This is a genomic window from Mycobacterium sp. VKM Ac-1816D, assembly GCF_000416385.1.
GTDB lineage: Bacteria > Actinomycetota > Actinomycetes > Mycobacteriales > Mycobacteriaceae > Mycobacterium > Mycobacterium neoaurum_A.
In genome coordinates, this window is record NZ_AOHQ01000131.1 from 137,040 (window position 1) to 157,667 (window position 20,628).

Below are 20,628 nucleotides of genomic sequence, written 5' to 3' on the forward strand. Positions count from 1 at the left end.
AGGTCCGGATGTTACGGAGCGTGCTCGCGAATTCCGATGGCGGGGCTGGAGTGATGCCGCCCGGTGGGCTGCTGCTGTGCGGTCGGGCCGCCGTTGTTCGATGAGCCGCGGTTGTTGGAGGAGCCGTTGTTCCACGGGAAGTCGAGTTGGGTGGTTTCGTCGCTCTGCCGGGTGCGCCAGCGGTCCTGGGTCTCGCGCACCGCCTGGTTCATCCGCTCGATCTCCGCCCGGTACACCTCGGGCCGGGTCTCCTTGGACGCGTAGTGGAAGTAGGTGAGCACGCTGCGCAGCAGCTCCAGCTTCTGCTTCTCCCGCTTGGCCAGGTCGTGGGTGGTGAGCAGTTCGAGGCGCTGCACCGGTTGCAGTGTCGCCCAGTCCAGGACGACGGCGGATTCGAAGTTGCGGGTGTCGGCCCGGTATCGGACGGTGCCTTCGAACCGGGAGCCGATCTGTTCGCCGAATTCTGCGCGGCTGATCGCCGAGTCCCACACCGTTCGCCACTCCTGCCCGGGCGCCAACAGGGAGAGTTCGCTGGGTAGTGCCAATTCGGCGATCTCGGGCAACCGGTCGGGATAGCCGTCCTCGTAACGCCCGACGGTCAGCGGGGTGGCGAACTCGAGTCGGATGTCCTGCGCCGCGGTCTGCCCGAAGTTACGCACCACCAGCTCGATGACATGCCAGTCGGTCGGGTGAGGTTGGATGAACACGGACACGTGCGGGCGTATTTCATCGCTTCTGAGCTGGCGGTTTCGCTTCAATGTGCGGGCGGTGAAGATCAGCGCCGCGAGCGCGAGGGCCAACCCTGTCCACGCCGCGATCGCCAACCATCCCGTCGAGCCGAGGCCGGAAAGGTCGACCCACCGATCTTCGAACCAGTCCACCGTGACCTCGTGTCATCGAAAGCGAATAGAGAACTTCGCTGATGATCGCACACGATGCGGTGCGTGGCGTTGCTAGGACGCGTTCTAGGAGGCGGTGGCCAGCGCCATGGTCGGTGTCGGTGCGGTGCGTTCGGCGGCCAGCAGGCGCTCGCCACGGTCGAGCCAGTCGAGATCGTGCCATTGGACCCGAGCGGGCAGGCGTCGCCAGTACCGCGGGTGGTTGTGCAGGTGCATCTGCACGCTGGCATGCACCGCGGCGGCCTCGGGGAGCCTGCGCAGCGCCAGCGTCAGCGCCGAACTCTCGGCCTCGGCGTGCGCCGACGGGGCGGTGTCCAGTCGCAGACCGGCCCGTGCGGCCCCGTCGAGCATCCACTCCAGGGTCAGGGCGCCGTCGACGATGTCCCGGTGGGTTCCGCGGAACCACACCTCGTCCACGCCGTCGACGCGTTGCAATGACGGTCCACCGTCGATGGCAAGGGCGTGGCGGCCCTCGACGACGGCCATCGGCCCGCCCGCCCCACGGATGGGTGCGCTGTCCCACAACCCGAGGAAGCGCACCGGCACCGCGATATCGTCGTGGTCGGCCAGCCCGGCGGCCACCTCGGTGACTCGGTGCCATTCCTGTGCCGAGCGTTCGGTGCGGGGCAGGGCGTAGGTCGACAACATGTAGTCGCGCAGCTCGCCGTCGAGTACGCCGATGGTGCCCAGCAGCCGCGCCAAAGCCTGTGCGCATGCCGCGCCGCTGCCGGCCCCGAAGACGTAGACCGGGTCGCCGGGATGCCAGTGTTCGGTGAGGAAGTCGTATGCCGCCGCCACCGCCTGGCGGGCCTGCTCGGCGCGTCGGCTGGTGTGCCGGTGCCAGCTGATCTGGTCGGCGGGATCGACGCGGCGGAACACCGCCGCGGCGTTGGTTTCCCCCGCTTGGTCGAAGCACAGCACGATATTCGTCACGGCAACCCCCCGGTATGCACTTGATTCGAATCCTGGCGAATCATTCTGCCAAGCTCGCGGGACGCAACCAAGGCGGAATCTCGCCCATGGCGATAGCTCTGTCGACGAATTTCGGTGTCTAAACCACCATATGCGACGGAATTCGTCGGAAGATGGCCGGAAAACGCACGGCCGGCAGTCGACCGAGCTATTTCGGTCAGTTCAACGCAATCCGTCCGCCGGCGCTGCCTAGGTCACCGGAGACCTGGATGAACTCCGGGTTGCTGTCGGCGGGGATGTCGTAGGCGACGGTCACCTGTACCGGCTCGCCCGGATACAGCACCGCCGAGATCCCGTTGAGGTAGAAGGTCGCCTCGGTATCGGGCGAGTACGGCTGCCCACCCGCGGTCAATACCTGCTGGTCGGACAGGAACGTCGCGGGGGACTGGCCGTTGTTGAGGAACGTCAGCTTGACCAGGACGAACTTTCCGGTTGCCGTCTTGGTGAGGAATTCGTTGTCGACCGCAGAGACCGTCGGGACGGTGTCGACCCCGTTCTGCGTGATCGTCACGTCACCGTCGACGACCGACCCTTCGGCCGGGGCGGGTGCGGCACTGGCGTCGTCGGAATCCGTCGTGGGAACTGCGGGCGCAGTGGCCCCATCGGTCACCACGGTCCCATTCGTACCGGTGGCGGCGGGGGATCCGGAGCCCGGATCGGCGAACGCGAAGGCCCAGACGAGCACGCCGACCAACACGATCAGCAATGCCGCGACGCCCAGCAGGTAGGCCTTGAGCGGGCTCTTGGGCGCGGGTTTGGCCGCAATATCGCCGACGCCCCCGAAGGCCAACGGCTGGGCCGGCTCCGCGGGCGGTGGCGGCAGGGTCGGCACCACCGCGGTGTTCTGGTCGAACGCGGGAGTCGTGGGCGTCACGGTCGGAATGGTGAGGTCCGGCTGTGGCCAGTGGTCGGCTGGCGGCTCGCTCGGCGGCTCGACGGGCTCCGTCACCTCGGCTGGTGCGTCGGAGACCGGCTCTGCTTCGGGTTCTGCCGGGTGCTCTGCGGCGGCCGGGCGGTCCTGCTCATCGGTGTCCGCCGGCCCGGACTCGGCGGCGGGCTCAGCGGTCTCGGTCTCAGCGGTCTCGGGCTCAGCGGTCTCGGGCTCGGCGTCGGGTTCCGGATCGGCGGCGATGACGGGCGGCTCACCCTTGCCGGCGTCCTCCCAGGACGGCATCGCCATCACGTCTTCGGGCCATGGCGGCAGCTCGGCGGGCCAGGCCGACGTCTCTTCGGTGAACTCGGGTCCCTCGGGGCGCTGGGCGGTCCACTCCGTGCCGTCCCAGTAACGTTGACCTCCGGAACCGTCGGGATCCGGGTACCAGCCGGCCGCGGTCGGCGGTGTCGTCATGCGGGGTTCCTCCCTAACGCGCGCCCGGGAGCGCTGTGACCTCGCACAATAGTCCAGCCAGCAAACGGTCGCGAAATTATCGCCGGTCAGCGGACCTGGTCAGCCGCCCATCAGCATGCGCCACTGGTCCAGATTGCTGGCGCGGTAGACGTAGTTGGAGCGCTTCACGTCCGACAGAGGGGCGCTCGGCTCGGCGGAATACCAGTGGCCGGGGAACACGGTCGGATCGCCGGACAGCGTCGACAGCTTCTGCAGGCTTGCGAACATATCGTCGACGTTGCCGCCGGGGAAGTCGGTGCGCCCGCAGCCCTCCAGGAACAGGGTGTCGCCGGCGACCAGTCGGCCGTCGAGCAGGAAACACTGGCTGCCCGGCGTGTGTCCGGGGGTGTGCAGCAGTTCGATGTCGATACCGCCCACGCTGACCTTGTCGCCGTGCTGGTGGCCGGTCAGCTCGCTCATCGCGATGCCGGTGACGTTGGAAACCCATTCGGCCTCAAGGGAGTTGACGTGTACCGGGACGCTGACCCGCTCCAGCAGCTCGGCGACGCCGGCCAGCGTGAAGCCCATCATGGTGCCGCCGACGTGGTCGGGGTGGTGGTGGCTGACCAGCACGCCGGACAGTCGCATGCCGTCGGCCTCCAGAGCGTCGACCAGCTCGCCCGCCGAGTACGCCGGATCCACCAGGACGGCGTCACCGGTCTCACGGTCACCGATCAGATAGGCGAAGTTGCGCATCTGTTGGGCTATCGGGTCGCCGGCCGCGAAGTCGCGACCCGACAACAGCTGGCGGAAGTACAGGCGATCAGCGTCGGAAGCCATGCGCAACACCTTATGGGTAGGCACGGGAACGTTCGAAACCGCAGGTCTAAAAACCGCACGTCAGCGCGTGTTTAAAGCCACTGCCCCGTTATCTGGTATTTCTGATGCAGGATTTGTAGCGTCAGCGCCATGCAACTCACCCGGTTCACCGACCTGGGTCTGCGCACGATGATGCTGCTGGCCGCGGGGGACGCCGCCGAACGCCGTATCACCACCCGCTCGATCGCCACCGGCGCCGACGCCTCCGAGCATCACGTCGCCAAAGCCGTCGCCCGGCTGGTCGACCTCGGCATGGTCAACGCCAAACGTGGTCGCGTGGGCGGGCTTTCGCTCACCGAGGACGGGCGCACGGTGTCACTGGGCTGGCTGGTTCGCCGCCTGGAAGGCGATGCCGAGGTGATCGACTGCGCCGGGGACCGGCCGTGTCCGCTGATCGCCGGCTGCCGATTGCGCCGGGTGCTGGCCGAGGCCAAAGAGGCCTTCTACCGCGAACTGGACAACCACACCCTCGAAGACCTGACCGGCAGCGGCCTGTTGCCGGTCGTGACACTCCCGTTGGAAATTGCAGGAAGGAACACCCCATGACCGTCGTCGTTGCACCCGAGGAACTGCAGCCCGCGCATGCCGAGATGATCAAGGCCACGCTGCCATTGGTGGGCGCCCATATCGACGCCATCACCACCTCCTTCTACAAGCGGCTCTTCGCCGCACACCCGGCGCTGCTGCGCAACCTGTTCAACCGGGGTAATCAGGCCCAGGGCGCACAGCAGCGGGCGCTGGCCGCGTCGATCGCGACGTTTGCGACCCATCTGGTCGATCCGAACCTGCCGCATCCCGCCGAGCTGCTCTCGCGGATCGGGCACAAGCACGCGTCGCTGGGCGTGACGGCCGATCAGTACCCGATCGTGCACGAGCACCTGTTCGCCGCGATCGTGGAGGTACTGGGCGCCGAGACCGTCACCGCCGAAGTGGCCGAGGCCTGGGACCGCGTCTACTGGATCATGGCGAACACCCTGATCGACATGGAGCGCGGCCTGTACGAGCAGGCCGGGGTGCCCGCCGGCGACGTCTACCGACGCGCCCAGGTGACCGCCCGAGTCGACGACCCCTCGGGCGCGGTGCTGGTCAGCGTCGCCTCCGATCTGGATTTCGGCGCCGGACAATATGTTTCGGTCGGCGTGACACTGCCCGACGGGGCTCGCCAGCTGCGTCAGTACAGCCTGGTGAACAAGCCGGGCGACGGGCAGCTGACCTTCGCGGTCAAGCCCGCCGGTGAGGTGTCGGAGTGGATCCGCGACAACCTGCGCGTCGGCGATCTGCTGGATGTGACGGTGCCCTTCGGCGACCTGCCCGCGCCCACACCCGGTGTGCCGCTGGTGCTCATCTCCGCCGGGATCGGCATCACCCCGATGATCGGCATCCTGGAGGCGCTGCCCGCCGATGCCCACGTGCAGGTGTTGCACGCCGATCGCAGTGCCCAGACCCACCCGCTGCGGGAACGCCAGCGCGAGTTGGTCGACGCGCTGCCCAACGCCACGCTGCAGCTCTGGTACGAGGACCTGATGTCACTGGACGGTGTGCAGCTGCCCGAGGACGCCGAGGTCTACCTGTGCGGTAACGACGGTTTCGTCCGCGCGGTACGTGATCAGCTGCTGGCGCGCGGGGTCACCCGGGTGCACAGCGAGCTGTTCAGCCCGAACGACTGGCTGCTGTCGTAGTAGTCCGGGTCGACGTGGGTTCAGTCTGATCACCGGATGGGCCGATCAGACTGAACCCAGGTATGCGTTGGCGTCGAAATTCCTACCTGAGCGCAGCGGCTCGACCAGTAGCCCGCGTCAGACTGAAGCCAGGTCGCTTATCCACAGCCCTCGGCATCGGGGGTGTTGTCGCGTTGTTCGCGGTGCCAGCATCGGGGCATGGGCGGGGTCTTCATCGGCAGCGAGGCATTGGCTGCCGGCCGGGTGACGCGCCACCAGCTGCGCACGCGGTATCGCCGCATCCTGCCGAACATCTACGGTCCGCCCGAACCGTCGGTCCGGGACCGGGCCCGCGCCGCCTTCCTGTGGTCGGGGCGCCGGGGTGTCATCGCGGGCGTCGCGGCGTCGGCGCTCCATCACGCGAGATGGGTCGACGATGACGTCCCCATCGAGTTGTTGTGGCGCAACACCCATCCGCCGAATGGTCTGATCGTCCGCAACGAGTCGTTGCCGGCCTGTGAGGTGATGACGATTGCCGACGTCAGTGTCACCACCGCGGCCCGGACGATCTTCGATCTCGGTAGGCATCTGCCGCGCAACGACGCCGTCGCCCGGATCGACGCGCTGCTGACGGCCGGCGGGGTGACCGTCGACGATGTCGCGCCGCTGCTCGTGCGCCATCCACGCGCCACCGACATCCGTCGGCTCAAGACGGCTCTGGCACTGGTGGACGCCGGTGCGGAATCGCCGCAGGAGACACGGCTGCGCCTCGCGCTGACCGATGCGGGCATGCCACCCGATCGGACTCAAATCCCGGTCGTCGACGGCCAGGGGCGGATCGTGGCAAGGGTCGACATGGGCTGGGAGCACCTGCGGGTCGCCGTCCAGTACGACGGCCGTCATCACCAGACCGATCGGGCGACCTACGTCAGGGATCAGAAGGTCAACCGGGCGCTGGAGGCTCGTGGGTGGGTGGTGATCCGAGTGATCGCCGAGGACAGCCTGGCCGATGTGGTCGGACGTGTCGCTGCGGCGTTGTACGGGCGCGGATGGCGGGCGGCCTGAGTGCTTGGTTTCAGCGAGATGGCCCGACTGCGCCGCGAAACTGAGCACAGGTAGCGCACAAGGCCGGATCGCCTACCTGGTTTCAGCCGAAAGGCCCAGGCATCGTTCGCGGCTGAAACCAGGTACGAAGCGCGCGGCCGGACCCTCGTGAACAGCAGAAAACCGGCCTCAGACCAGCCGTTTTGGTAGCGGGAACGGCGAGAATGTACCCTCTTTAAGGCCCTACGGCCAGAGGTAGTGCAAGGCCCCCTTAGCTCAGTCGGCAGAGCGTTTCCATGGTAAGGAAAAGGTCAACGGTTCGATTCCGTTAGGGGGCTCGGTGGACGCGCCTGGCGGAGCTCCGCCTGCGTCGATCGGGGCGGTGTAGCTCAGCTGGTTAGAGCGCACGACTCATAATCGTGAGGTCGGGAGATCGAGCCTCCCCACCGCTACAGGCAGAACAACGAGAGGCAAGAGACGTGGCGTCGAGTACCGACGTACGGCCGAAGATCACTTTGGCCTGCGAGGTGTGCAAGCACCGTAACTACATCACCAAGAAGAACCGTCGGAACGACCCCGATCGGCTGGAGATCAAGAAGTTCTGCCCGAACTGCGGTCACCACCAGCCGCACAAAGAGTCCCGCTGACCGTTCGTCGTGGCTCTGTCGACCGATATCGTCGGGATGCACTATCGCTATCCCGACGCGTATGAGGTTGGGCGCGAAAAGGTGCGCGAGTACGCCGTAGCGGTCAAGAACGACGCCGCGTACTTCCAGGACGAAGCTGTCGCCGCCGAGCTGGGCCACTCGGCCCTGCCGGCGCCGCTGACCTTCATCAGCACCTTCGGGTACACCGCCCAGATCGCGTTCTTCGAGCACGCCAACATCGGTATCCACGACGCCCAGATCGTTCAGGTGGACCAGGCGTTCACATTTGTCCGGCCGATCCGCGCAGGAGACCGGCTGCACTGCGATGTGTACGTCGATTCGGTGCGTCAGGCGCACGGCACCGACATCATCGTCACCAAGAACATCATCACCAACGACAAGGGTGAGGTTGTCCAGGAGGCCTTGACGACCCTTGCGGGGCGTTCGGGCGACGGAGAAGAGGGCTTTTCAGATGGCACTGCGTGAATTCAGTTCGGTCAGCGTGGGAGACACCCTTCCGGAGAAGGTGATTCCGCTGACCCGTCAGGATCTGGTCAACTACGCCGGCGTGTCCGGCGACCTGAACCCGATCCACTGGGACGACGAGATCGCCAAGCAGGTCGGTCTGGACACCGCCATTGCCCACGGCATGCTGACCATGGGCCTCGGGGGCGGCTACGTCACCGAATGGGTGGGCGACCCGGCCGCGGTCACCGAGTACAACGTCCGGTTCACCGCGGTGGTCCCCGTCCCCAATGACGGTGTCGGCGCCGAGCTGGTGTTCAACGGCCGGGTGAAGTCGGTGGACGCCGATGCCAAGTCCGTGACCATCGCGCTGTCCGCGACGACCGGCGGGAAGAAGATCTTCGGCCGCGCCATCGCCACCGCGAAGTTGGCCTGATTCATGGCGCTCAAAGCAGACATCCGCGGGATCGTCTACAAGTACCCCGAGGTCTTCATCGTGGGTCGCGAGCAGGTCAAGATGTTCGCCAAGGCCGTGAAGTCGGAGCATCCGGCATCGCTGCACGAAGAGGCGGCCGCGGAGTTGGGTCACGACAGCATCGTCGCAGGCCCGACGTTCGTCTCGATCCTGGCCAACCTGGTGCAGCAGGACTTCTTCCGCAACGTCGACGTCGGCATGGAGACCATGCAGATCATCCAGGTCGACCAGCGGTTCGTGTACCACCAGCCGATCCGGGTGGGCGATCACCTGAACGCCGAGCTGGAGATCATGTCCGTCGAGAATCGGTTCAATGCCGATATCGTCGTGACGCGCAATATCCTTCGCGACGAGAACGGCGTCGTGGTCATGGAGGCGCACACCACGTTGATGGGTCACGAGGGCGACAACTCGGTGTCGGTGCGCTACGACCGTGAGTCCGGTCAGGTGCTGCGGACCGCGGCCGGGTAGAGCGCGCATGGACGAGGGGATTAGTAAGTAGTACTTGGACCGATGTACACTCGGTCCTCGGGGTTTTCCCACTACAGCGCGCTGTCCGTCGGTTCGTCAATCGGCCGATCGGAGAGCGCGCAACTGTGTGAGGCCCTGAACAGAGGGGCGTAGCTCAATTGGCAGAGCAGCGGTCTCCAAAACCGCAGGTTGCAGGTTCAAGTCCTGTCGCCCCTGCTCAACTGAATACTCGACAAGTGTGGACACTTAGAAGGTGACCACACGTAACCAGACGAAAGGCATGCGGTGAGCGACGACAAGCCGGCACTGGGGCCTTCGGCAGACGAGGCGCCCGAGGGCGGCGAGACGGCCGGCCAGCCCGCCGCAGCAGCCCGACCGCTGCGCCCGACCGGAAAGCGGACGCGTCGCGCGGCCGTCGGTGTTATCGATGACGATGCCGACACCACTGCCGACACGGAGACCGTCGACGCGAGTGACGCAGGCACCGACTCGGACGAGAAGGCGGCCAAGCGCACCAAGGCGCCCAAGGCTGCGAAGAAAGAAGGCTCGCGGGTCAACCCGTTCGTCTTCGTCTGGAACTACCTGAAGCAGGTCATCACCGAACTGCGGAAGGTCATCTGGCCGAACCGTAAACAGATGGTCACCTACACGACAGTGGTCCTGGTGTTCCTGGCGTTCATGGTGACGCTGATCGGATTGGCTGATCTCGGGCTCGTGCGGCTCGTGGGAATCATCTTCGGCTGACCCGGAAGTTTGAGAGAGGACTGACAAGCGTGACTAGCTTCGACGGCGACGAAAATTTCGACGCCGACACCCCCGAGGGTGAAGCCATCGTCGACGTGATCGATGAAGCGGCAGCTGCCGAGGAGATCACCGAGACCGAGGCTCCCGCGGCCGAGGCTGCTGCCGAGGACGAGGATCCGGCGACCGCCCTGAAGAAGGATCTGCGGACGCGTCCCGGCAACTGGTACGTCATCCACTCGTACGCCGGTTACGAGAACAAGGTGAAGGCCAACCTCGAGACCCGCGTGCAAAACCTCGACGTCGGTGACTACATCTTCCAGGTCGAGGTGCCCACCGAAGAGGTCACCGAGATCAAGAACGGCCAGCGCAAGCAGGTCAATCGCAAGGTGCTGCCCGGTTACATCCTGGTCCGGATGGACCTGACCGACGAGTCGTGGAGCGCGGTGCGTAACACCCCCGGCGTCACCGGCTTCGTGGGTGCGACGTCCAAGCCGTCGCCGCTGACGCTCGATGACGTGGTGAAGTTCCTGCTGCCGCCTGCCGCGGCCAAGAAGCCGGCCTCCACCAAGGCCGCTGCCGCCGCATCGAGCGAGGCGACGCTGGAGCGTCCGGAGATTCTGGTCGACTTCGAGGTCGGCGAGTCGGTGACCGTGATGGACGGCCCGTTCGCGACGCTGCCGGCCTCGATCAGCGAGGTCAACGCCGAGCAGCAGAAGCTCAAGGTGCTGGTGTCGATCTTCGGCCGCGAGACGCCGGTCGAGCTGACGTTCACCCAGGTCGCCAAGATTTAGTTTTCGGGCCCGGATATCGGCTGGGCCCAAGAGAGAAGGAAAAACCAGAGCATGGCCCCGAAGAAGAAGGTTTCCGGGCTGATCAAGCTCCAGATCCAGGCCGGGCAGGCCAACCCTGCTCCGCCGGTGGGTCCGGCGCTCGGTCAGCACGGCGTCAACATCATGGAGTTCTGCAAGGCGTACAACGCCGCGACCGAGTCGCAGCGCGGGAACGTCATCCCCGTGGAGATCACCGTCTACGAGGACCGCACCTTCACGTTCGCCCTGAAGACCCCGCCCGCTGCCAAGCTGCTGCTCAAGGCTGCAGGCGTGCAGAAGGGCTCCGGCACCCCGCACACCACCAAGGTCGCCAAGGTGACCTGGGATCAGGTGCGCGAGATCGCCGAGACCAAGAAGGAAGACCTCAACGCCAACGACATCGACGCCGCGGCGAAGATCATCGCAGGCACCGCCCGCTCCATGGGCATCACCGTCGAGTAACTAGTACCAAGCATTTCGTGGGAGGGCCCGCTTCGGCCCGGCAACCACACCCTCTGAACTGGAGACATCAATGAGCAAGAGCAGTAAGGCCTATCGCGAGGCCGCCGAGAAGGTGGACCGCGACAATCTCTACACCCCGTTGCAGGCGGCCCGCCTGGCCAAGGACACGTCGTCGAAGAAGCAGGACGCGACCGTCGAGGTGGCCATCCGGCTGGGCGTCGATCCGCGCAAGGCAGACCAGATGGTGCGCGGCACCGTCAACCTGCCGCACGGGACCGGTAAGACCGCGCGCGTCGCGGTGTTCGCCGTGGGTGAGAAGGCCGAGCAGGCTACCGCTGCCGGCGCCGATATCGTCGGCAGCGATGACCTGATCGAGAAGATCCAGGGCGGTTTCCTGGACTTCGACGCGGCCATCGCGACCCCTGACCAGATGGCCAAGGTCGGGCGTATCGCCCGCGTGCTGGGCCCCCGTGGCCTGATGCCGAACCCGAAGACGGGCACCGTGACTGCCGATGTGGCCAAGGCCGTCACCGACATCAAGGGCGGCAAGATCAACTTCCGCGTCGACAAGCAGGCCAACCTGCACTTCGTGATCGGCAAGGCGTCGTTCGACGCCGAAAAGCTGGCCGAGAACTACGGCGCCGCCCTCGACGAGGTGCTGCGTGCCAAGCCGTCGTCGTCGAAGGGTCGCTACCTGAAGAAGGTCACCGTCTCGACCACGACCGGCCCCGGCATCCCCGTGGATCCCGCGGTCACCCGCAACTTCACCGCGGACGAGCAGGCCTGAGCCCGCTTCCCCAGTTGAGCTGAATGCCCCCGCACTTCGGTGCGGGGGCATTTTGCTGCGCGTCGGATGACGGCGGTGACCGGGCATCGGTGCTCTAGCGCTTAGGATCGGCCCGGTGACTGGCGGAATCTGTCGGTGTGGGCACGAGCGTGCCGCGCACGAGCACTATCGTCCCGGCGCCGAGTGCGCGATGTGCCCGCCGGGGGAGTGCACCGGTTTCCGGCGCCCGGGGGTGCTGGGCGCGTTCCTGGGTTGGGTGCGCAGGGTAGGACGTTGAACAGGTAAGCACTTCCCGGTGGATTCCGCCTGACTGTGTCACCATGTGCCCGTGAGGGGAATCATTCTGGCCGGTGGATCCGGCACCCGCCTGCACCCGATCACGGTTGGGGTCTCCAAGCAGCTGGTCCCGGTCTACGACAAACCCATGGTGTACTACCCGCTCACGACGTTGATGTTGGCGGGCATCCGAGACATCCTGGTGATCACTACCCCCCATGACGCCGACCAGTTCCATCGCCTGCTGGGCGATGGCTCTCAGTTCGGAGTTTCCATCAGCTATGCGCAGCAACCCTCGCCGGATGGGCTAGCCCAGGCCTTCACCATCGGAGCCGATTTCATCGGCAGCGAGAAGGTGGCGTTGGTGCTGGGTGACAACCTGCTCTACGGCCCCGGTCTGGGTGCCCAACTGTCGCGCTTCTCGGATATCGACGGCGCAGCGATCTTTGCGTACTGGGTTTCCGACCCCGGGGCTTTCGGTGTGATCGAATTCGACGGGAACGGATTGGCGGTGTCACTGGAGGAGAAGCCGGCACACCCAAAAAGCAATTATGCGGTGACTGGTCTCTATTTCTATGACAACGAAGTCGTTGATATCGCAGGGGGTTTGACGCCGAGCGACCGCGGTGAGTACGAGATAACGGACGTGAATCTCGCCTATCTGAAGGCAGGCCGGCTGTGCGCCGAGGTGCTGCCGCGTGGGACAGCGTGGCTGGACACAGGCACTTTCGACGCGATGACCGATGCTGCCGACTTCGTCCGCACCATGGAGCGGCGTACCGGCCTCAAGATCGGATCCCCGGAGGAAGTCGGCTGGCGACAAGGCTATTTGTCCGACGATGATCTAAGGGTGCGCGCTGAGAAGCTGGTCAAGTCGGGGTACGGGCAGTACCTCTTGGAGTTGTTGAGCAGGGGTCGATAGTCGTGCGACTACTCGTCACCGGCGGCGCGGGGTTCATCGGTTCCAACTTCGTCCGATACGTCATCGCCAACACCGACTACAACGTCACGGTCCTGGACAAGCTCACCTATGCGGGGAATCGCGCATCACTGGCCGAATTGCCGGGCGGACGAATGGAATTCGTCCACGGGGATATCGCGGATGAGGTTCTTGTCGACCAGCTGATGGGCGCAGTAGATGCCGTCGTGCACTACGCCGCCGAGTCACACAACGACAACTCCCTGCATGATCCGGGCCCGTTCCTGCACACCAACCTGGTGGGCACGTTCACGCTGCTGGAGGCCGCGCGCAAGCATGGGACGCGGTTCCATCACATCTCCACCGACGAGGTGTACGGCGACCTTGAGTTGGATGACCCGGCCAGGTTCACCGAACACACGGCGTACAACCCGTCCTCGCCGTACTCCTCGACGAAGGCCGGCAGTGATCTGCTGGTACGGGCCTGGGTGCGGTCCTTCGGTGTCGCGGCGACCATTTCGAACTGTTCCAACAACTACGGCCCGTATCAGCATGTGGAGAAGTTCATTCCACGCCAGATCACCAACGTCCTCAGCGGAAGACGTCCGAAGCTGTACGGCGCGGGTCAGAACGTACGAGATTGGATCCACGCCGATGACCACTCGTCGGCGGTCCTGACGATCCTGGAGCGCGGTCGCATCGGCGAGACCTACCTGGTCGGTGCCGACGGTGAGCGGACGAACAAGGACGTTGTCGAACTCGTCCTGTCCCTGATGGGCCAGCCCACCGATGCTTACGACCATGTCACCGATCGGGCGGGCCACGACCTGCGCTACGCCATCGATTCGACGAAGCTACGCCAAGAGCTCGGATGGACGCCACGCTACGGCGATTTCGAGCTTGGACTGGCCGCCACGATCGAGTGGTACCGCGACAACAAATTGTGGTGGGAAGCCGCGAAAGACGGTACCGAGTCGTTCTACGCGACCCTCGGACAGTAGGGCCTGTAGCTGTGGCGAAGTACGGAAAAGAACTGTGCGCCAAGACCACTCAGATCCCAGGTTTGATCGTCTGGGACCTGCCGGTACACGGCGATAATCGCGGCTGGTTCAAGGAGAACTGGCAGCGCGGGAAAATGGTGGCAGCCGGGCTGCCGGATTTCGGCCCGGTGCAGAACAATGTGTCCTTCAACGAGGCCGCTGGCACCACCCGCGGTATTCATGCCGAACCCTGGGACAAGTTGATATCGGTGGCCACCGGCCGGATCTTCGGTGCCTGGGTGGACCTGCGTGAGGGACCTACCTTCGGTGCCGTGCACACCGCCGAGATCGACCCCTCGCGAGCGGTGTACGTCCCGCGCGGGGTGGGCAACGCCTTTCAAACGCTCGAAGACGGAACCGCGTACATCTACCTGGTCAACGCTCACTGGCGTCCAGATGCCCGATACGCGGCTGTCCATCTCGCTGATCCCACGTTGGCGATCGCGTGGCCGATCCCATTGGCGAACGCCGAATTGTCCGAGAAGGACCGCAACCATCCGGCCCTCAGCGACGTCCGTCCGGTGACTCCGCGAAAGACACTCGTGCTGGGAGCAGCTGGTCAGGTGGGTCGAGCGCTCCGCGGGGCTTACGCGGGTGCCCGTCACGTCGAGTTCGCCGAGCGCTCCGAGATCGACCTCGGCGTAACCGATATCGAGACAGCACGCACGTGGAGCGAGTTCGACACGATCATCAACGCCGCCGCCTTCACGGCGGTGGATGCGGCGGAGACAACGGAGGGGCGAGCGGCGGCGTGGGCCGCCAACGTCACCGGTGTACGTCAGCTTGCAGCAGTAGCGGCCGAGCATCGGATCACGCTGGTGCACATATCGAGTGATTACGTGTTCGATGGGGAATGTGAGCGGGCCTACCGCGAAGATGACCCGATCTGTCCGCTCGGCGTGTACGGACAGACCAAAGCAGCGGGCGATCAGCTGGTGGCGACCGTCCCGCAGCACTACGTGGTGCGGACGTCGTGGGTGATCGGCGACGGGAACAACTTCGTCCGCACCATGATGTCGCTGGCAGAACGCGGCATCGACCCATCGGTGGTAGATGACCAGCATGGACGCCTGACGTTCACCGATGAGATCGCCCGCGCGATTCGTCATCTCGTGGACAACAAGGCGCCCTTCGGGACCTACAACGTGACCGGCGCCGGGCCGGCAATGACATGGGCAGACATTGCTCGGCAGGTTTTCGAGATGGCTGGGCACGATCCTGCACGGGTTGGTGCGGTCAGCACCGACATTTATTTCGCATCGTCGAATGCGCCGGTGGCGCCGCGACCGCGTAACAGCGTGCTCGATCTCACCGCGATCGAGAGCCAGGGCTACGTGGCCCAGGATGTCCGGAAGAGACTGGCGGAGTACGTGCAGGGACTCCAGAACGGTATGGCGCCCAGATAGCGGCCGGGAGGGCGCCCGCGGTGTCAGGGGTTGTCTGGGTTCACCGGCAACGCGACGGTGGCCAAGAGCGCCCGGTGGTCGGAACCGGGCATGTCGACGGTGTGGATGGACATCGCCGTGGAGTTGCGGGTCAGCACATGGTCGATCGTGATCAGGGGCGGGATGCGCGCGTGCGGAGAGTACGTCGGGCCGAAGCCGGCGCCGGTCTGGCGGACCGCCTCCTGGTATCCGACGTCGAGCAGATCGCGGAACTGACGCATGTCCACGGTGCTGTTGAAGTCGCCGGCGATGATGACCGCGGCCGGACCCGCGGCCTCGGCGTAAGCGGCGAACTCGGACCTGGCGGCGGTGATCTTGCGATTCCAGTCGGCGAAGGTGTTCTCGTCGCCCGCGATGGGAGACATCAGGTGGACGCTGACGAGAGTGGGCTCGACACTCACGCCCGGTACACGCAGGCGTGCGGCCACCAAGTTGCCTTCGCGCTGTGTGTCGGGCAGCCCCGTGATCGGGTACCGGCTCCACAGTCCGATCCCGCCCGCCCCTGGCCGCGGAATCAGCGACGAGTACGGAAAAGTCCGGCCAAGACCGGCCTGGTTGAATCGCTCGACGGCTTCGGCTGTCAATTCCGCGACCGTGATGACATCTGCACTGGTATTGGCCAATTCGACGAAGAAGGCCGGATCGGCCTGTCCGTAGCGCAGGTTCGACGACAGTACGCGAATGGACAAATCCTGGTCGGTGTCGGCTGTGTGTCCGCCGAAGTACCACGGAAGCTGCACGGCGAGGGTGACGGCCAGGATGGCAGATGCCGCCAGAGCAAGAAGTGCGCGGCGGCGCAGCAGCAACAGCAGCACTGCGGCCAGAACTCCCAGTGGTACATAGGGGAGGCTGACCACCGCAAGGAGTGCCGGCAGGTTCGACAGAGGCAGTGGTCTGATGAGCACCGCGGTAACGGCGTAGGCGAGCGCCAGCACGGCGAAAGCAGTGGTCAGCGATCCCGGTCGAGACCATGCCGGTCCGCGTCGGCGGTCTCTGGCTCGCAAAGCCATTAAAGGCGGCAAAGTTCTAGTATCGGTGGCAGCGCCGCGGCGATCTGGTTTCCGATGGCGGCGAACACTTCTGGACTGTGGCCGATGGGGTCGGCGATATCAACATTGTCGTTAGCATCGAGATGCGGCCGAAGATTAGCGAGGTCTGCAATGGTGCGTGCATTTTGCTCGGTAACCAACCGTGCTGCTTCGAGCAGGGTGAAGGTCCGTTGGAGACGCTGTGGAGCTACCTCGAGTACGGCATTCCTATGGGTTCTGGTCATGGTCAGAATAAGGTCCGCTCTAGTTGCAATTTTACCGGTGAGCTGTGTAGCAGCAAAGTGCGCGGGGTCGCCACCGAGTGTCATGAGCACGCGCTCGGCATCCCTTTGAATGGGGTGTCCGATGACCGCACGGGTACCCGCGCTAGACGCACGGAGACCGGTCACGCCGGTCTTCATTGCTTGGGCGCTAATTAGGCGCTCCGCGGTAGGTGACCGGCAGATATTGCCAGTACACACGAAGAGGATGTGCAGGGTAGTGCTCCTTGAGGGCGGTGGCGGCGAAGTGCGCTCGCGGACTTCCGATCTCGGACGAGATCGCACCTCAGTATCGGGGGTGGACACGCCTACGCGCCACCGCTGTCTGGAACGCGCACGATCGCGCAAAAGTGGCAAATCATCGGCTCGTTCCGCGTGGTGTCGCGCTTGTCGGGGTGAATAGCTCCTCAACGTACTTGCTGCGGAACTTTCGCGCGCCTGTCCTGCCTTGTGAATGCAGTGTCATGAGGCAGCGTGTCAACCCGGCTTTCACGCCGGGTGTGCGTGAACGAAAAATTTGCTGAGTACCAGACTTGCGGGCTCCTGCTCCTTGTTTTCGCGGGTAACCCAATTTACGCAACTGACAATCGTCCTGAAGCTCGGCCGGGCGCCGACCGGATCGACTCGTTGCTCTAGCAAATATTGAAGAGGTGGCTTGTCGTACGCAAGTGCCATATTGAGGCTTGTGCAACCTCCGGGAACTTGTAGAAGGATGAGCAATGCCGAAAACTGCCTCTGATCTGCGGTTCAGCTCACAAAGGGCGCCATCGGCGACTTTCCTTGCGTTAACTCCTGGAAAAATCCGGAAAGTGGCTGTGCAAGACCTCCAATCAGCACTAACATCCTGCTCAATGGATATTTGGCCGGTGTCGATGGCGTCGATGCACAGTGAGGTGCAAACTGCGGTAGTCTCAAGCCGCTTGCGGGGGATCGGCAAATACGTGACAGGCAGCGACAGGGGGTCGTCGGCGTGATGTGCGACGAAGGTATTCGGGCCACTCGGTCCAGGCGCGACACGAGATGGCGCTCAATCGGGCAGATTGAACGCTATTTGCCCACTGACGACGTCGTAAAATACGCGGCAAGTCTGACAGGTGTGGGGGCATGACCGTAGTAGATCCCTCGAGGGCCGCTCGGCATCGTGACAAGAAGGCGCCGCAAGGCTCGCCGAAGACGACCGTCTTGGCATCGGATATCACTATTAGTCGCGCTGAGGCTGTCGCAAACCAACTCGTGGCAGGACCTCTCCCCGTAGCGAGCAGCGTTTGCGCTTCGAACAACAGTCTCTTGAGTGAGACTGAACGGCCGCAGCGGCGCTACTTCCAGCGTGTTCGTGCGTGGATGGTGGTACCGGTCGTCGATTTCCTGATGCTGATCGCTCCACTGATGTGGCGTCCGCCCCAGCCGCTGACGGTTCTTACGATGGCAGTACTGGGCACTCTTCTGCTTTCAGGCGGAGCAAGATATGTTGCACCTCTTCATCTCAGCGTCCTGGATGAACTCCCGACGATCGTCACTCGACTGCTTGCAACAGTGGCGGCTGTTGCGACCGTGGTATTGCATCTCCACGCCAAGCCGCAGGTGCTGATCTTTCTCGAAACCGCTTGTCAAGCTGTAGCTCTCGTCGTTGTAGGACGTGTCGTTACTACTCGCCTGGTCGCATTCGCGAGGCGTTCTGGAATTGTGCGACACCCAACGGTTCTCATTGGCGGCGGTCCGACTGCGGCTGAACTGGCGCGCACACTGTCCGAGCACCGTGACTACGGCCTCGCGCCTGTTGGATACGTCGATGATTGTGCCGACTCGCCGGCGGCCGGGGTGATCCCACGTATGGGTCGCCTCGACGATTTGGACATCGCGATGATCACCAGCGGAGCTGACACCATTCTTGTCGCCGACGGTGACTTCGATGAGCGTGCTTTGATCGAAGCGGTGCGGTCGAAGGTGGGACTAACAGCGGAGTTGCTTGTTGTACCTCGCCTCCACCATTTTCATACGTTGACAGGAACCGCCGACCATATCGGCTCTATCCCGATCATGCGGATTCGCAATCCGAATCTGCGAGGACCAGCGCGTATCGTGAAGCGCGCGTTCGATATCCTCTCTTCCGGGGCGGCGCTCCTTCTGCTCTCGCCCGTCCTTATCTTGGCCGCCGCTGCTGTTCGGCTGGAGGGTGGGCCCGGGGTACTGTTTCGGCAGACCAGAGTGGGTCGCGACGGGCGACAGTTTCAGCTTTTGAAGTTCAGATCGATGCGGCCCGCCAATGAGGTCGAGGCACAGACACAATGGAATGTCGCGTCCGATACCAGAGTCGGCAGGGTAGGTAAATTTCTGCGACGCACCTCGATTGACGAACTGCCGCAGCTATGGAACATAATGCGGGGCGACATGACTGTTGTGGGTCCCCGTCCTGAGCGGCCGCACTTCGTCGAGCAGTTCTCCACGCAGTTCGATCGCTACGCGCACCGCCATCGAGTTCAGGTCGGACTCACCGGCTTCGCGCAGGTCAGCGGTCTGAAGGGTGACACGTCGATCGCCGACCGTTGCCGATATGACAACTTCTACATCGAAAATTGGTCCCTCTGGTTGGATATAAAGATCATCATTCGAACGTTCCGAGCGGTGGTCCTCTACCGTGAAAGATAATGCGATTCAGCGGCGTTTGGAGTCTCAATAGAGCTACGCACAACAGCTGTCACCCGACGGACTTTCATCGGCATTTGCCATCGACATTGCTTCGCAGGCTCCGATAACGTGCCGCTGATCTTGAGAGAAGGCTGCCTGTCTGGCCTTAACCGAGGCGAGAGGCATCTTAGAAACGCAGTCCGCTTTTCGTCTATGTGTCATGTTGGTCCGTCTGTGTGTGCGACTGGACTCCGTTGTGGCCAGATTGAGCGCGAAGCTTTTCCGGCTCGGGAGACGAAAGGATTTCAATAGAGGTGGAACCGCCAAAGGATGAGACCGTCCTCGCAGGTATCGTGACATTCAACCCCGATATCGAACGGTTGCGTGAGAATGTACAGGCCGTCAGCGTTCAAGTTGAAAAGATCATTATCTTCGACAATGCGTCTGCAAACGTCGATGATGTGTGCGATGTCGCTCGGGAATTTGGCAATGCGGATGTGATCCGGTCGCCGCGGAACATCGGTATAGCAGCCGCATTGAATGGAATCGTGGATACGGCCTCTGCTCACGGATGCTCATGGGTGCTCACGCTGGATCAGGACAGCGTTTGCGCAGCGGATATGGTAGAGAAGTTGCGGGCGAATGCAGATCAGTCCAGACCTCTTGTAACCCCATACATCATCGATCGCAACAAGATGAAGCTCGATGAATACCTTAAGTTGGATCTGCCGCCGTTTCAGCTATTTCGGAGAGCTGCAAGCAAAGGTGCAATAACTTCTGGAGCGTTGGTGAATACCCGTGTCTTTGATGAGGTGGGCTCATTTGACGAGAAGTTCTTCATCGATCTCGTCGATTACGACTTCAATATGCGCTTACTGCAAGCCGGATACCCTATCGTCAGGGTAAACGGAACCTATCTTGTTCATGAACACGGCGAGGCTCGGCGAACGTGGCTCGTTACCCCACGAAAGTCGCTGGACGGGCGATGGTATTTGGAGCGATTCTATTCGTTCAACCATACGTCTATGCGCTGCTATTACAAGGCCAGGAATCGAGTACTTTATTCGAAAAAGTATTGGCGGGTAATCGGTCTATCAAATGAAGGCATAGCGCAAATTCCCCAGGTGATTGCGTTGACCCTCCTCTTCGAAGGCGACAGAATGTCGAAGCTTCGAGCTTTTGTGCGCGGGATTGTGGACGGTATCCGCACACCGGTAGATTCGTCTCCCGTAATTGCAACCGGTCGTCGGGTGGACTCGGTTTGATTTCTCACGGTGGAGACGCATGCGGCTGCGAGCAGGTACGTCGAGTCGAGGCCTGCCGGCGACCAATACCGCACTCGGTTCGGCGTTGGGCCAGTGGATAGTCACGCTGT

General features: G+C 63.6%; 22 protein-coding genes and 3 tRNA genes. 19 read left to right on the forward strand and 6 right to left on the reverse strand.

The genetic code is table 11. From position 1 onward, the window contains the following. Nucleotides 1-11: 11 nt before the first annotated feature. The 4 genes from G154_RS10450 to G154_RS10465 form a co-directional block, all read right to left on the reverse strand. A complete protein-coding gene (locus tag G154_RS10450) occupies nt 12-881 on the reverse strand; it encodes a hypothetical protein (protein ID WP_019513958.1) in 870 nt (289 codons plus the stop codon). A gap of 84 nt (nt 882-965) precedes the next feature. After that, entirely contained in the window at nt 966-1,832 is an 867-nt protein-coding gene (locus G154_RS10455) for a DUF2235 domain-containing protein (protein WP_019513959.1), read from the reverse strand. 196 nt (nt 1,833-2,028) lie between these two features. Then, nucleotides 2,029-3,219, reverse strand: coding sequence for a DUF4352 domain-containing protein (locus G154_RS27095; protein WP_019513960.1), 1,191 nt, complete (start codon nt 3,217-3,219; stop codon nt 2,029-2,031). A 99-nt stretch (nt 3,220-3,318) separates the two neighbouring features. Further along, nucleotides 3,319-4,038, reverse strand: coding sequence for an MBL fold metallo-hydrolase (locus G154_RS10465; protein WP_019513961.1), 720 nt, complete (start codon nt 4,036-4,038; stop codon nt 3,319-3,321). A gap of 129 nt (nt 4,039-4,167) precedes the next feature. Between G154_RS10465 and G154_RS10470 the strand changes: the two genes are divergently transcribed. The 17 genes from G154_RS10470 (at nt 4,168) to G154_RS10550 (ending at nt 15,280) form a co-directional block, all read left to right on the forward strand. Then, nucleotides 4,168-4,623 (forward strand): Rrf2 family transcriptional regulator, encoded by a 456-nt coding sequence (locus G154_RS10470; RefSeq protein WP_019513962.1) that lies wholly within the window; start codon nt 4,168-4,170, stop codon nt 4,621-4,623. Next, nucleotides 4,620-5,756, forward strand: a complete 1,137-nt coding sequence (locus G154_RS10475) for a globin domain-containing protein (RefSeq protein WP_019513963.1) — start codon at nt 4,620-4,622, stop codon at nt 5,754-5,756. The genes G154_RS10470 and G154_RS10475 overlap by 4 nt, the downstream gene beginning before the upstream one ends. 198 nt (nt 5,757-5,954) lie before the next feature. Next, the gene (locus tag G154_RS10480) at nt 5,955-6,800 is read left to right on the forward strand and encodes a hypothetical protein (protein ID WP_019513964.1); all 846 of its coding nucleotides are present in this window, start codon (nt 5,955-5,957) and stop codon (nt 6,798-6,800) included. A gap of 244 nt (nt 6,801-7,044) precedes the next feature. Next, nucleotides 7,045-7,117, forward strand: a tRNA-Thr gene (locus tag G154_RS10485). 40 nt (nt 7,118-7,157) lie between these two features. Then, nucleotides 7,158-7,231, forward strand: a tRNA-Met gene (locus tag G154_RS10490). A 27-nt stretch (nt 7,232-7,258) separates the two neighbouring features. Continuing rightward, nucleotides 7,259-7,426 carry a 50S ribosomal protein L33 gene (gene rpmG, locus G154_RS10495; RefSeq protein ID WP_023985310.1) on the forward strand — a complete coding sequence of 56 codons (168 nt, stop codon included), beginning with the start codon at nt 7,259-7,261 and terminating at the stop codon, nt 7,424-7,426. A 9-nt stretch (nt 7,427-7,435) separates the two neighbouring features. Then, entirely contained in the window at nt 7,436-7,912 is a 477-nt protein-coding gene (gene hadA / locus G154_RS10500) for a (3R)-hydroxyacyl-ACP dehydratase subunit HadA (RefSeq protein ID WP_019513966.1), read from the forward strand. Then, the gene (hadB, locus tag G154_RS10505; protein WP_019513967.1) at nt 7,899-8,327 is read left to right on the forward strand and encodes a (3R)-hydroxyacyl-ACP dehydratase subunit HadB; all 429 of its coding nucleotides are present in this window, start codon (nt 7,899-7,901) and stop codon (nt 8,325-8,327) included. The genes hadA and hadB overlap by 14 nt, the downstream gene beginning before the upstream one ends. A gap of 3 nt (nt 8,328-8,330) precedes the next feature. Next, nucleotides 8,331-8,837 carry a (3R)-hydroxyacyl-ACP dehydratase subunit HadC gene (hadC, locus tag G154_RS10510; protein WP_019513968.1) on the forward strand — a complete coding sequence of 169 codons (507 nt, stop codon included), beginning with the start codon at nt 8,331-8,333 and terminating at the stop codon, nt 8,835-8,837. A 143-nt stretch (nt 8,838-8,980) separates the two neighbouring features. Beyond that, a tRNA-Trp gene (locus tag G154_RS10515) sits at nt 8,981-9,053 on the forward strand. A 69-nt stretch (nt 9,054-9,122) separates the two neighbouring features. Continuing rightward, the gene (gene secE, locus G154_RS10520) at nt 9,123-9,581 is read left to right on the forward strand and encodes a preprotein translocase subunit SecE (RefSeq protein ID WP_019513969.1); all 459 of its coding nucleotides are present in this window, start codon (nt 9,123-9,125) and stop codon (nt 9,579-9,581) included. 125 nt (nt 9,582-9,706) lie between these two features. Continuing rightward, nucleotides 9,707-10,372 (forward strand): transcription termination/antitermination protein NusG, encoded by a 666-nt coding sequence (gene nusG / locus G154_RS10525; RefSeq protein ID WP_237742505.1) that lies wholly within the window; start codon nt 9,707-9,709, stop codon nt 10,370-10,372. 51 nt (nt 10,373-10,423) lie between these two features. Next, nucleotides 10,424-10,852 (forward strand): 50S ribosomal protein L11, encoded by a 429-nt coding sequence (gene rplK, locus G154_RS10530; RefSeq protein WP_019513971.1) that lies wholly within the window; start codon nt 10,424-10,426, stop codon nt 10,850-10,852. Between the two features lie 70 nt (nt 10,853-10,922). Continuing rightward, nucleotides 10,923-11,639, forward strand: a complete 717-nt coding sequence (rplA, locus tag G154_RS10535) for a 50S ribosomal protein L1 (RefSeq protein WP_019513972.1) — start codon at nt 10,923-10,925, stop codon at nt 11,637-11,639. A 328-nt stretch (nt 11,640-11,967) separates the two neighbouring features. Beyond that, complete coding sequence (gene rfbA / locus G154_RS10540) at nt 11,968-12,837, forward strand: glucose-1-phosphate thymidylyltransferase RfbA (RefSeq protein WP_019513973.1); 870 nt, start codon at nt 11,968-11,970, stop codon at nt 12,835-12,837. A gap of 2 nt (nt 12,838-12,839) precedes the next feature. Beyond that, entirely contained in the window at nt 12,840-13,835 is a 996-nt protein-coding gene (gene rfbB / locus G154_RS10545; protein WP_019513974.1) for a dTDP-glucose 4,6-dehydratase, read from the forward strand. Nucleotides 13,836-13,846: 11 nt separating this feature from the next. After that, nucleotides 13,847-15,280 carry a bifunctional dTDP-4-dehydrorhamnose 3,5-epimerase family protein/NAD(P)-dependent oxidoreductase gene (locus G154_RS10550; protein ID WP_019513975.1) on the forward strand — a complete coding sequence of 478 codons (1,434 nt, stop codon included), beginning with the start codon at nt 13,847-13,849 and terminating at the stop codon, nt 15,278-15,280. 23 nt (nt 15,281-15,303) lie between these two features. Here G154_RS10550 and G154_RS10555 read toward each other — a convergent pair whose 3' ends face one another. Continuing rightward, complete coding sequence (locus tag G154_RS10555) at nt 15,304-16,329, reverse strand: endonuclease/exonuclease/phosphatase family protein (protein WP_051154378.1); 1,026 nt, start codon at nt 16,327-16,329, stop codon at nt 15,304-15,306. Then, a complete protein-coding gene (locus tag G154_RS25965) occupies nt 16,329-16,829 on the reverse strand; it encodes a hypothetical protein (RefSeq protein WP_312035661.1) in 501 nt (166 codons plus the stop codon). The genes G154_RS10555 and G154_RS25965 overlap by 1 nt, the downstream gene beginning before the upstream one ends. A 1,086-nt stretch (nt 16,830-17,915) precedes the next feature. Between G154_RS25965 and G154_RS10560 the strand changes: the two genes are divergently transcribed. Both G154_RS10560 and G154_RS25970 read left to right on the forward strand, forming a co-directional pair. After that, nucleotides 17,916-19,274: a sugar transferase gene (locus tag G154_RS10560; RefSeq protein ID WP_234713034.1), complete on the forward strand. Its 1,359-nt coding sequence runs from the start codon at nt 17,916-17,918 to the stop codon at nt 19,272-19,274. 293 nt (nt 19,275-19,567) lie between these two features. Continuing rightward, nucleotides 19,568-20,518, forward strand: a complete 951-nt coding sequence (locus G154_RS25970; RefSeq protein WP_157884740.1) for a glycosyltransferase — start codon at nt 19,568-19,570, stop codon at nt 20,516-20,518. The last annotated feature ends 110 nt before the right edge of the window (nt 20,519-20,628 follow it).

What these genes read in the sequence shown, in the direction of transcription:
- hadC (WP_019513968.1), top strand. Translation starts at nt 8,331, where the DNA reads ATGGCGCTCAAAGCAGACATCCGCGGGATCGTCTACAAGTACCCCGAG.
- G154_RS10465 (WP_019513961.1), bottom strand. Translation starts at nt 4,038, where the DNA reads ATGGCTTCCGACGCTGATCGCCTGTACTTCCGCCAGCTGTTGTCGGGT.
- rplK (WP_019513971.1), top strand. Translation starts at nt 10,424, where the DNA reads ATGGCCCCGAAGAAGAAGGTTTCCGGGCTGATCAAGCTCCAGATCCAG.
- G154_RS10555 (WP_051154378.1), bottom strand. Translation starts at nt 16,329, where the DNA reads ATGGCTTTGCGAGCCAGAGACCGCCGACGCGGACCGGCATGGTCTCGA.
- G154_RS10480 (WP_019513964.1), top strand. Translation starts at nt 5,955, where the DNA reads ATGGGCGGGGTCTTCATCGGCAGCGAGGCATTGGCTGCCGGCCGGGTG.
- G154_RS27095 (WP_019513960.1), bottom strand. Translation starts at nt 3,219, where the DNA reads ATGACGACACCGCCGACCGCGGCCGGCTGGTACCCGGATCCCGACGGT.
- G154_RS10475 (WP_019513963.1), top strand. Translation starts at nt 4,620, where the DNA reads ATGACCGTCGTCGTTGCACCCGAGGAACTGCAGCCCGCGCATGCCGAG.
- hadB (WP_019513967.1), top strand. Translation starts at nt 7,899, where the DNA reads ATGGCACTGCGTGAATTCAGTTCGGTCAGCGTGGGAGACACCCTTCCG.
- G154_RS10470 (WP_019513962.1), top strand. Translation starts at nt 4,168, where the DNA reads ATGCAACTCACCCGGTTCACCGACCTGGGTCTGCGCACGATGATGCTG.
- rplA (WP_019513972.1), top strand. Translation starts at nt 10,923, where the DNA reads ATGAGCAAGAGCAGTAAGGCCTATCGCGAGGCCGCCGAGAAGGTGGAC.